The following is an 8476-nucleotide window of genomic DNA, read 5'->3' as shown; positions in this document are numbered from 1 at the left end:
TGCACCGTCTCGAAGGGCGCTTCGGCGCGCAAGCGAAGGACAAGGCACTGGGCCTCAGTTCCGAATCCGTGGGCAAGCTGGCCGCGAGCGGTTTGGCGTTGGTAGTGGTGATTTGCGTAGCGGTAGTAGTTGCCATTGCTAGTTAGCTGGGTGGCATCGACTAGACCATGCAAGAGCGCGCTAAAACCGGCTGCAGCTACGTTAATCAGCAGAGCCGAGGCTTAGGGCAGCGTTTATCAAACCGACATGAGAAAAGGCCTGAGGTACGTTCCCTAAATGCTGGCCGCTTCGGGTGTCGAACTCCTCAGCGAACAGGCCGTGCTCACCCTTGCGTTGCAGCAGCTGTTCGAAAAGCTCCTTTGCCTCTCGAGGCCGGCCGGTTTGCACTAATGCCTCGACCAGCCAAAAGCTACAGATGAAGAAGGCGCCTTCTCGGCCCTCTAGCCCATCCGAAATTCCAGCAGGGTAGCGCCGTAGCGCGCCGCCGCCTTCGTCCAGTTGTTTGCGGATCATATCGACCGTATTGACGAAACGTTCATCGCCGCCTTCGACGAAGCCAACACGCGCTAATAACAGGAGGCTAGCATCCAGCCTATCGTCATCGAAGGCCCGGACGAAGTTGTTGCCGTCGGCGCTGACACCACGGCGCAGGACTAACTGACGTAGAGCCTCGGCCTGATTGACCCAACTTTCCTCATCTCCGTCTAGGTCATGGCGGCGCTTCAGCCAAAGCGCACGCTGTAGGCCAGCCCAGGCCATGACCTTGGAGTGCACATAGTGGCGCGGCGCGCTGCGCATCTCCCAAATGCTTTGGTCAGGCTCCTGCCAGTGCGCTGCAATGAAATCAGCAGCGGCGCGCATATGAGGCCAGTGCGCTCGCATCGCATCGTCGCCCATGCTATCGCAGATGCTCACGCACTCCAGCAACTCGCCATAAACATCCAGCTGAAACTGACCATCAGCAGCGTTACCCACACGCACCGGCCTCGAGCCGCGATAACCATCAACCCCTTCGATATTACGTTCTGGCGGCGGCGCAGCTCCGTTTACATCGTATAGCACGGCCAGCGGAGTCCCATGCTGCTCAATGGTTCGCTGCATCCACTGGGCCCAATGATGTGCCTCATCTCGACAACCGAGGCCGAAAAGAGCACCAAGTGTCAGCCCCGCATCTCGAAACCAGGTGTAGCGGTAATCCCAGTTCCGCTCCCCGCCCAGGTGTTCAGGTAGGGAGGTGGTTCCGGCGGCAACGACCGCTCCGCTGGGTGCGTAAATCAATAACTTAAGGCTAATTGCGCTGCGTATCACGGCGCCTCGATAGGCTGCGGGGCACTCCAGCGCTGCGCACCATTCGCGCCACGCAACCAGGGTCGCCTCAATCCGCGCGGGTACGGATTCAATCGACACAGGAACGGGTAGGGCATCTTGCTCTAAGGAAACGCTTAGAGAAACTCCCGCACGTCCTCCTGCGTCTACTGAGACCGCTCCCTTCCAGCCTTCACCGTCCGGATACAGTGCGCAGTCCGCTTGAAGCAGCAGCTGTTGGCCCATATAAGAATAGGTTAACCCTTCGGCTGAAATGCTTGCCTGACCGGCTACGCTTCCGAAATCTGGACGCGGCTCAAACTGCAGAGTGAACTCACAGCGGCCAGCTAGGCCGTCTACCTGCCAAAGCAAGCGTTGCTGATTGTCCGATCCAGGCCACTCCATGCAAAGCGTGACACGGGCGACCCCGGACCCGCTGTGCATCTCGAACTCTAATACTGCAGAATCGTCCAGATAATGCATTTTGACGTCACTCGGTGTCGACAGCTGTAGCCGCCCGCCACGTTGACGGTCGAGCAGCGGCCAAATCAGCGGTGTGGCATCGAAACGCTGGGGACAGAACCATTCCACGTTGCCATCTGGGCCCACCAATGCCATCGAGCGGCCATCACCGATAGCCGCAAGCGAAGCGATCGTTGGATATTCCGCATTTCTAGCTATCAGTTGCTCATCAGTTCTCATAGTTCTCTTCGTGTCGGTGCGCTTACGGACGGTTCAAAGGCCAGTCTAGACTGCTGTTTCAAGGCGGCAGGCTCGCGTTGAGGTTATAAATGCATTGAAGTTGGCATTAAGAGTAACCCGAGGTACGCCGGCTTATTTTTAACCATAACGATGTCGCTTTTCGAAGCGCGAGCCGCTAGAAAATACAAAAACAGATTATAAGTCGACTGCACGCTTAATCAGTAGTTTCAATTGCGATTGTGAATTGCCGGACTCGATAGATCGCATAGCAAAATCTTTTCCAAGCATGCATTCGTATAGCTCCATAAATCAGTTCTATGCTTACAGAAATAATCAAGTTTCCGCGCCATAACTAGATTGATGATCTAGCCTGAAAAGTTCTATTCGCCTGCCTGCGGCGGCGCTGGCACAAGGCAGTCGTACAACACTGGAGTTACGGACCATTCGGCCGTATGACTTTGCCAGGAGAACCAATAATGGTTTTGCGAATCTTCCCATCGCAGAGATTGGCTTTGCTGCTACTTCTGCTTACCGCCCTGCAACTCGGTGGCTGCGCCGTTTCCCCACGCCTGAAACCAAGCGACCAGCCAAGCGTAGCTGGCAAAACCTTCGTCATAACCGGCGCCTCAAGTGGCTTCGGTCGCGGCGTGGCGCTCAGGCTTGCCACTTTGCAAGGCGACGTGGCGCTGGCGGCCCGCCGAACCGAAGTGCTCGAAGAGCTGGCTACGCAGATACGCGAGGCAGGAGGGTCGGCACTCGTAGTGACCACCGATGTGAGCAAACCAGCCGACATACAAGGCCTGGCCCAAGCCGCCATCGAGCGCTTCGGCAGTATCGACGTGTGGATCAACAACGCAGCGGTCGGAGCACTGGGGCGCTTCGAAGACGTCCCCGTCGAGGACCATGCGCGGGTTGTGGACGTCAATCTCAAGGGCGTGATCTACGGAAGCCACGCGGCCATGCGCCAGTTCAGAACTCAGGGCTTCGGCACGCTGGTCAACGTCGGCTCGGTCGAGAGCGAGATACCGCTGGCTTACCATGCCTCCTACGCAGCGACCAAAGGTGGAGTGATGAATCTCGGGGCAGCAATCGCCGAGGAGATTCGCCTGAGCGGCAGCGAGACTATTAGTGTCGCCACTGTTATGCCCTGGGCTGTGGACACACCGTTCTGGGAACACGCGGCCAACTACACCGGCGGCACCCCACGCATGGCCGCAATGGACGGCCCTGAGCAGGTGGTCGAAGCCATCGCCTGGGTCTCGGTCAACCCGCGCAAACGTCTACCAGTAGGCTGGAAAGCCCGGGGCGCAGTGAGCTCGCATTCGCTGTTTCCCTCTCTCACTGAGCGAATCGCGGCGAACATTGCGCACCGCTGGCAGATCGAAAAAGCACCGCCAGCACCGCCAACGACGGGTTCGCTTTACAAGCCAATGCAATCTGGCACTGGTGTGGAAGGCGGCGTGCGTGAACGTATGGAGCGGGAAGAGGCTGCACGAGAGCAATCGAAATAACGCGGTTATGCTAGGTCAACCGGGGGCGGCGGCGAGTTCGGGGGTGCGCTTCAGGCGCAAGCACTTCGAACCGCGGCCAGACTGCACTCACAAAGGAAAAGCGGTTAGCGGAGAGTTCACGCCGACTGTTACCGGCTGATTGAGCTGGCTTGGGATGAACTACCCGTGCGTGTGATTGTGGTTATCAGCTACCAGCTTGTGCCGGTGAGCGGTCGTTCGGTCAAATAAAGCCGATAGCTTACAAAAATGTAATCACTAGCTCAGCTTCATGACAGGGCAGATGAGCTACTTTTGCAGAAATAGAAAGGTCAAAGAGACGGCATAAAAATTGTTCTAGCCCATCGAAACAGCCTCAGTAGCAGTGGCCGCATCTTTTAATACGGAGGTCACCTCTATGAAATCGTTGATACCTTTTTACCTTGTCGGATCGCTGATGCTGTCTCCCATAGCTTGGGCTGAAGGAGGAAGCGACCGCGCTCTCGAGCGCGTTCAGCAACTGCGCGATAAAGCTGAAGCAGTTTTGGTTCAAGCAGAGAAAGCCCCAGTCTGCGAGCGCCAAGTGCATATGAACGAACATATGGGGATGCTCGAAGATATGATGAGCCAGCTCCACAAAGATCATCCAGGACCAAACGTTTCTACCGAGGAGCATTTGGCTTGGATGGAGAAGCACGACAAGTTGGTGGACAACGTACTGGATCAAATGATCCGCGAGCATAAGCTGATGACCACTGACAAGGAGTGTCATCAGTAATAAATCGCTACTCTTCCAGGCATCACGATATGAAGTCTCTCTGGCTTTGCAGCGCCCGACCGGGTGCCGGCGGGTGCCAGGTCGGGCGTAAATCCAGGGGCTGATCGATGTGATTCTGATCAGTACTTGTTTTCTTCCTACTTGATAGGAAAGTTGATGAGTATTAGTTTCGAAAAGACTGTAGGCGGGCCCGAAACAACACTGCTCTACACTGCCAAAAGGGCAGAGGTATTGAGCAATAACATAGCGAATGTTGATACACCCAATTTCAAAGCCAGGGATCTGGATTTTGCCTCGGTGCTTGCCGCTCAAAATAAGCAGGCAATTAACACTGAGTTTTCACTGGCCAAAACTAACCAGAGCCATATAAATACTGGTGGCTTGGAGGTTACTCTTAGCGATGCGGCCCTACTCTACAGGGTTCCCAATCAACCATCGCTTGATCAGAACACAGTCGACGTTCAGGTTGAGCAAGCAAAATATGCGGAAAATTCGATTCGTTTCCAGGCTGCATTTACTCGGCTGAACGGCGCATTCAAGGGTTTAATGATGGCCCTGAAAGGTGAGTGAAAAGGCAATCTTCCTTTGGCTCTGCGCCCCGGAAGGAACCTCTGGGCTGTGCGAGACAGGCTCTCACTCGCTTTTAAACAACAGTCCCTCAATTCGATCGTGTTCTTCCCGTGTCGGTAGAGCGGTTGAATCTACATTGTCATCACTATCCGACTCGTCGTTTTTCGGCGAACCACGTTCAGGGTGGTAACCGCCATCTGCGTCGAAAGCAACCCAGCCGTACCATTCTCGGATGGCTTTGGAAGGACAGCCATCTTCCATTGCCACATACCAGTCCGCCATTCGGAAACGTTTACCGGCAAGCTTTGAGGTAGCCTTTTCCGCTCGAACCAACGCCAGATAAAGCGGGTGCGGCAGTTCCTCTACGGCGCCGGTTTCGTCGAGCAAGAACGTGAACGAGGCGTGCGACCGTTGCTCTGTGGAACCGGCTCGCTTCTCTTCCTCGCCTAAGGTAAACACAGGAGCAAAGCCGCCCCCTTCCGTTCGAAAGTTAGTCGTCTGGCCTTGGTAGACCCTGGCAGCGTTCCACTGCACCTCGCCAGCATAAGCGTACGCGCGCAGGTCAAACTTCATTGGTCGTACCTGAGGGTCGGCGACGGTTCTACGCTCGCCGGGAGCCACAAGGGATTGGGCCACGTAGTTTCCGCCAACTATTTCTTCCCACACACGCTTGGTGAGCTTGTCTCCTCGGTATGCACCGCGACTACCAAACCCGCTGACGGGCTTGAAAAAGAGGCTACGGCGGTTTTGCCAGAGGTGCTCTGCATTACCATGCTCGACAGGAACGGTAAGCGGGACGTATTGGGCCAATACGGCTCGGATTTGCTGATCAACGCCAATCTCTTCCAAAAAACGTGCGTTGGTTAGGTCAACCAACCTGCGTTTGTCGGCGTAAAGGGCATAGGCCTGAGGGTGCGGCGTTACCGTCACGACATCAGCCAAATAAGCGCTGCGCAGCGCGCTGCAATTGTCACCTTCCAGATAGAAATCGGTGAGTCGGTTGTAGACGAGATCCACAGGCTTTCCGTCGACCAAGAGGCAATCGTTGTGAAAGGCCAGATCGGCTGGGTCTGCGATTATGCAGTCGATTCCTGCTGACTCGAACAACCGCTGAAAAAGAAGGAACTCCGGATACAGGTATTGGGCTTGTGGGCTTTCATCCAAGATCACCAGGCGCTTGAGCGGTCGTTGCTCGCCACTCGCAGACCATTCCTGGGCGAACATATCCAGAATCGAACGCTCGAAGCCGCCGGGTCCTTCCTGACCTGGCGAAAGCCCGACTACGCCGCTGCAACAACTACGCTGCGCGCGGGCGAGCAATACGTTTAGCATCGCTCCGCCCGCATTTGTGTTTATTTCGATGAGCCCAAGCTTGTCATCATCCAGATGGAAGTCGTAGCCAAAGAAGACGCCGCGCGCACCCCGAGGATCATGTCGTGCAATAGGAGGTGCAGAATCCAGAGCATGCTCACGCCAACCGGGCGAGCTCACGGTCTGCTCGATGGCCTGAATAACCTCATTAACCTGGCGCAGCCGCAAGGATGAAACAAAGACCGGTCGTGCAGCAAACACATGGGGGCAACGTGACTTCAATAGCTCCGATAGCTCTGAATCCTCAAGCTGTTCGGTCAGTGCGTTTACGAGCGCAGCTTGATCTAGGCTTACGCAGAAGCACGCTTCGTTGAGTGCTGCGGCTGTCGAACCGCATTTTCTTGATGAGGTCGCTTGCACGGGAACCTCCAGAACCAAACATACAGTTTCGAAAGCTTTGGCCTCTTTCGGTTCAGCAGGGCATTTTCGATAAGCTTAGGTCAGGGCCGTTGTCGGCCAATGCGCCGTTAACTAGACATCAGCCTTGGAAGCGTCAGTGTGATAGTCGTGTGCCCCTCAGCTGATTCGCAAGCGATGCGCCCTTTGTGGGCCTCAACAATCGACCGTGTGATAGCCATGCCGAGGCCCGCATTCATGGTAGTACCTTCGCGCCTTGCGGTATCTACCCTGTAGAACCTGTCGAATATTCGGGTGTGAAGCTCGGCTGGAATAGTAATGCCGCGGTTGGATATAGCTGTAGAAACCGAGTTACCACTCTCGCTTATTTCAACGCTGATAATGCTGCCTTCCTCTGCATACCGAACTGCGTTCGAGACTATGTTTGAGATGGCCCGTCTTAGCATTGATTTATCGCCATGTACCGATCCATCGCCTGAAAGCGCGATCTCTACCTTTTTGTCCTCGGCTGCAAGCTCGTAATATTCGATAACGCTCGCGGTAATCTCAGCCATGCTGGCATCTTCGGCACTGGGCGTAATCTTACCGTTGTCCGCCTTGGCGAGGAACAGCATGTCATCGACCATCTTTGACATGCGCCTAAGCTCTTCGAGGGCGGAATACAAAATGTCTTTGTAGTCGGTATTCTCGCGGTCGCGCAAGAGCGCGACCTCCATTTGGGTCAGCATGCTGTTCAGAGGCGTTCTTAGCTCATGCGCGATGTCCGCTGAGAAACCTGACAACCTGAGAAAAGAGTCATCCAAGCGCGAGAGCATTTCATTGAAGTTGTCTACGAGTTCATGCAGCTCGCCTGGCACCGACTCGGTTGGAATTCTGGTATCCAAGCAGTGGGCGGTTACCGTAGAAGAAGTCTTGGACAGTTCGTCTATTGGTTTTAAGCCTTTCCTGATCAGAACAACACCTAACGCGCCACTCAGGAGTGCACTAACGACAAGCGTATAAGCAAACCACTGCTGAATCATATCGAAGAAGTGGATTCGGTGCGTTACATCCAAAGCCAAATAGATAACGGTGTCCTGCCCTTCTACCCACCGGTTTACTTTTCTGGTAATGCCGCTGTACTGGTGGCCACCGAAACTTACCGTCCAGCGCTCCTCTTGGATGTTCGTGACAAGAGGTAGCAAGCTCTCAGACAGATTGTGATGGGAGTAAACCGTCTTACCGTCTACTACAACCGCAGTTGCGAAGCCAAAGGAGTGCTCAATAACGGCATCGATCCTTGATGCGGTCTCAGGCCCGAATGCTGAGCTGTTGAGTAGCGTACGCTCTACTGCAGCGGCCTTTTCATTCAGCACTTGTGCATCTTTGCGTTCGAAATGGAGCTGGCAAAAATAATTGAAGCTGATTGCGGCGGCCATCAGCACAACCGTAACCACGAGCATGAAAGCTATCGCCATTCTGCTCGTCAGTGACACTTTTCCCATCAGTACGGTCCTGGTTAGGCCATCATGCACAAAAAAGCAGGTGGGCACCCAGAAAAGGTGCCCGACCTGCTTCGATCATGGTTGCTCGCACTCTCATCCTAAGCAGCGTCTGGATTTCCACCATTTTGCGAGTGGCCGGCTTTGGCCGCCTCCATCATTTCACGACACTCTTTCATCATTCCACGCATGTCACCCATCATTTCCATATGCTTGTCGCCGCTCATCATGCCGGTTTCTGAATGGCTTTGGTCCGCTTTATCTGCCGCTGCGAAACTCAGTCCGCTCGCCAAGGTGATTGCGATTGCTGTAACGGTGATGGCCTTTCGCATGTTAAATCTCCAAGTTCAGTGGGTTATTCGCTTTTGCTTAACAAGGTGTTTTCGCCAACGTTGGGCTCCTTGGGCTTGTCGCACTTACCGCTA

7 protein-coding genes are annotated in these 8476 nt (G+C 54.8%); 3 read left to right on the top strand and 4 right to left on the bottom strand.

Annotated elements, in window-relative coordinates:
• Positions 1 to 201: 201 nt before the first annotated feature.
• Positions 202 to 2007, bottom strand: a complete 1806-nt coding sequence (locus tag H3028_RS20875; RefSeq protein ID WP_181299117.1) for a glycoside hydrolase family 15 protein — start codon at positions 2005 to 2007, stop codon at positions 202 to 204.
• 476 nt (positions 2008 to 2483) lie between these two features.
• Here H3028_RS20875 and H3028_RS20870 point away from each other — a divergent pair, with 476 nt between their 5' ends.
• From H3028_RS20870 to flgB, 3 genes are all read left to right on the top strand, one after another.
• On the top strand, positions 2484 to 3518 hold the full coding sequence (locus H3028_RS20870) for an SDR family oxidoreductase (protein ID WP_181299116.1): 1035 nt from the start codon (positions 2484 to 2486) through the stop codon (positions 3516 to 3518).
• Positions 3519 to 3912: 394 nt separating this feature from the next.
• Positions 3913 to 4272, top strand: a complete 360-nt coding sequence (locus H3028_RS20865; protein ID WP_181299115.1) for a co-regulatory protein PtrA N-terminal domain-containing protein — start codon at positions 3913 to 3915, stop codon at positions 4270 to 4272.
• A 156-nt stretch (positions 4273 to 4428) separates the two neighbouring features.
• Complete coding sequence (gene flgB / locus H3028_RS20860; RefSeq protein WP_181299114.1) at positions 4429 to 4842, top strand: flagellar basal body rod protein FlgB; 414 nt, start codon at positions 4429 to 4431, stop codon at positions 4840 to 4842.
• Between the two features lie 63 nt (positions 4843 to 4905).
• On the opposite strand, the gene H3028_RS20855 is transcribed toward flgB, so the two are convergent.
• The 3 genes from H3028_RS20855 to H3028_RS20845 all read right to left on the bottom strand — a co-directional run bounded on the left by H3028_RS20855 (position 4906) and on the right by H3028_RS20845 (position 8383).
• Positions 4906 to 6573 (bottom strand): hypothetical protein, encoded by a 1668-nt coding sequence (locus tag H3028_RS20855; RefSeq protein WP_181299113.1) that lies wholly within the window; start codon positions 6571 to 6573, stop codon positions 4906 to 4908.
• 107 nt (positions 6574 to 6680) lie between these two features.
• Entirely contained in the window at positions 6681 to 8054 is a 1374-nt protein-coding gene (locus tag H3028_RS20850) for a heavy metal sensor histidine kinase (protein WP_181299112.1), read from the bottom strand.
• Between the two features lie 98 nt (positions 8055 to 8152).
• On the bottom strand, positions 8153 to 8383 hold the full coding sequence (locus H3028_RS20845; protein ID WP_181299111.1) for a hypothetical protein: 231 nt from the start codon (positions 8381 to 8383) through the stop codon (positions 8153 to 8155).
• Between the last annotated feature and the right edge of the window lie 93 nt (positions 8384 to 8476).

Source organism: Pseudomonas sp. Q2-TVG4-2, from assembly GCF_013620795.1.
GTDB lineage: Bacteria > Pseudomonadota > Gammaproteobacteria > Pseudomonadales > Pseudomonadaceae > Stutzerimonas.
This window is presented reverse-complemented; position numbering and strand designations above follow the sequence as displayed.